Origin of the sequence: Microbulbifer halophilus (assembly GCF_026183675.1) — a bacterium.
Taxonomy (GTDB): domain Bacteria; phylum Pseudomonadota; class Gammaproteobacteria; order Pseudomonadales; family Cellvibrionaceae; genus Microbulbifer; species Microbulbifer halophilus.
Genome location: NZ_JAPIVK010000089.1, coordinates 1 through 1,067 on the forward strand (window position 1 = coordinate 1; position 1,067 = coordinate 1,067).

Annotated in this window: 1 protein-coding gene; it reads left to right on the forward strand. The window is 63.0% G+C overall.

Going from position 1 to position 1,067, the window contains the following annotated elements; all coding sequences use genetic code 11:
• Positions 1 to 1,067 (forward strand): elongation factor Tu (gene tuf, locus OQE62_RS19325; protein ID WP_265723681.1); only part of this gene is annotated, 1,067 nt, incomplete at both ends.

Here is a 1,067-nt window from a genome sequence, read left to right on the forward strand (position 1 = left end):
CGTTCCAAGCCCCACATCAATGTGGGCACCATCGGTCACGTCGACCACGGCAAGACCACCCTGACCGCGGCGCTGACACGCGTCTGCGCGGAAGTCTGGGGCGGTGCGGCGGTCGAATTCGCCGGCATCGACAATGCGCCGGAAGAGAAAGAGCGCGGTATCACCATTGCCACCTCCCACGTGGAATACGAGTCCCCGACCCGTCACTACGCCCACGTGGACTGCCCCGGGCACGCCGACTATGTGAAAAACATGATTACCGGTGCGGCGCAGATGGACGGCGCCATCCTGGTCTGCTCCGCCGCTGACGGCCCCATGCCGCAGACCCGCGAGCACATCCTGCTGTCCCGCCAGGTTGGCGTACCGTACATTGTCGTGTTCCTGAACAAGGCCGACATGGTCGACGACGAAGAACTGCTCGAGCTGGTCGAGATGGAAGTGCGCGAACTGCTGAGTGACTACGACTTCCCGGGTGACGACACCCCGATCATCACCGGCTCCGCGCTGATGGCGCTGGAAGGCAAGGACGACAACGAGCACGGCACCACCGCTGTGAAGAAGCTGGTGGAAACCCTGGACGAGTACATCCCGGAGCCGGAGCGCGCCGTGGACCAGCCGTTCCTGATGCCGATCGAAGACGTCTTCTCCATCTCCGGTCGCGGTACGGTTGTCACCGGTCGTGTCGAGCGCGGCATCCTGAAGACTGGCGACGAAATCGAAATCGTCGGCATCCGCGAAACCACCAAGACCACCTGTACCGGTGTCGAGATGTTCCGCAAGCTGCTGGACGAAGGTCGTGCCGGCGAGAACATCGGCGCCCTGCTGCGCGGCACCAAGCGCGACGAAGTGGAGCGCGGCCAGGTAATGGCGAAGCCGGGCTCCATCACGCCGCACACCAAGTTCGAAGGTGAGGTTTACGTACTGTCGAAGGACGAAGGTGGTCGCCACACTCCGTTCTTCAAGGGCTACCGCCCGCAGTTCTACTTCCGCACCACCGACGTGACCGGTGACGTGCAGCTGCCGGAAGGTACCGAGATGGTAATGCCGGGCGACAACGTCAAGATGAA